At 34.8% G+C, this 1,291-nt stretch carries 1 protein-coding gene; it reads left to right on the top strand.

Going from position 1 to position 1,291, the window contains the following annotated elements; all coding sequences use genetic code 11:
- Positions 1 to 470, top strand: a 470-nt coding sequence (locus tag EOD41_RS20500; protein ID WP_205780617.1) for a helix-turn-helix domain-containing protein, incomplete at its 5' end; no start/stop codon positions are given.
- Between the last annotated feature and the right edge of the window lie 821 nt (positions 471 to 1,291).

The following is a 1,291-nucleotide window of genomic DNA, read 5'->3' as shown; positions in this document are numbered from 1 at the left end:
TAAAAGCCGCGAAATCTTTAAAGACGGCTATGCAGGCTATTACTGATTATAAAGATTCGACTGACTTAAGTACTTCTGGGTTTGTGTATTTCCAGATATTATCCGTATTCGGGCTCATCCAACAGTCATTAAGGACCTTTAGCGGAATCTATGTTATTTCCGGTCTTGATAAGCAGCAGTTGCTCAATTATATTCACCAAAATATATATGATCCTCAAAAGTGCCGGATCGATGTTATAGCGTCGTGTTTCAATATTTCACCAACTTACTTTGGGGCTTACTTCAAGCGTAATTTTGGGGTAAGTTATCGTAATTATTTTCACCAGTATCGCTGGAGCCTGATTGAAAAAAGGTTAAAAAGTGGAAAACTGAATAACAAGCAAATCGCAGTTGAGTTTTGCTTCAGTGATGAAAGCCATTTTTCGAACTACTGTCAGAAAATAAAGAAACAACGCGCTTTAGATCAATAATATTGATCTAGAAGGTAAGCATAATTTATTTAAACTCCGCCAGACGGAAGTTTTTAGGAACTGCAAGCTAAAATATTAATGATTCGACCTTTCGCCTATTGCATCAAATCATAATACCAATTGGTAGACTGTATATTTTTATAGGGGGTGAAGGATTTTTTTCACCCCCTTCACTGTTTTAGCCTTTTTTTCTCCAATACTTTAGTCTTGTGAATTAAGCAACAGCTCAATTTCTAACTAATAAAATTTAGTAAATAAAGAATATGAAAATTTCACAGGAACTTGTAACTAAGGATGATCTCGAAATATTTCGGCAAGCATTATTACACGATATTCAAAGCATTGGTGCAACTTTTAGAAAAGGACAACGAAGAATGGCTAAGACGTTCAGATGTCAGAAAATGGTAAGGGGGCAATTAAAGATTTTTATTTCTTTTTTGTTCTTTATACTACACAAAACATGCAAAAAAAGACAATATAAAAGTGCGTGATTCGGTGCGTGGTGGTTTAGCCAAAAAACACGCACTGAAAGTGATGTAACTAACTGGTATATAGCATGTTCAGAAATTTAACATCTTGATTCATAAGTACTGCTTTTCGATATTTGTAAACCCTTTAATTGCAGTAATTATGTTAGAAAAAACACTGGGGATTTTATTCTTCCTCAAACAGCCACAAAACTATCGTGGCGGAGTGTAACCCTCCCTTAGTTCGGACTGGTGTTTTATAGACTTATTTAATTCAAAAATATAATTATTGTTGTTGGAACTGTGGAGATGTTGGAAACTCGGTAGAGTTTTCAATATCTCCACAGTTTAGCT

The organism is Mucilaginibacter limnophilus (assembly GCF_004005815.1).
Taxonomy (GTDB): Bacteria; Bacteroidota; Bacteroidia; order Sphingobacteriales; family Sphingobacteriaceae; genus Mucilaginibacter; species Mucilaginibacter limnophilus.
Note: the sequence above shows the minus strand (reverse complement) of the source record. Positions and strands in the feature narration are given on the sequence as shown.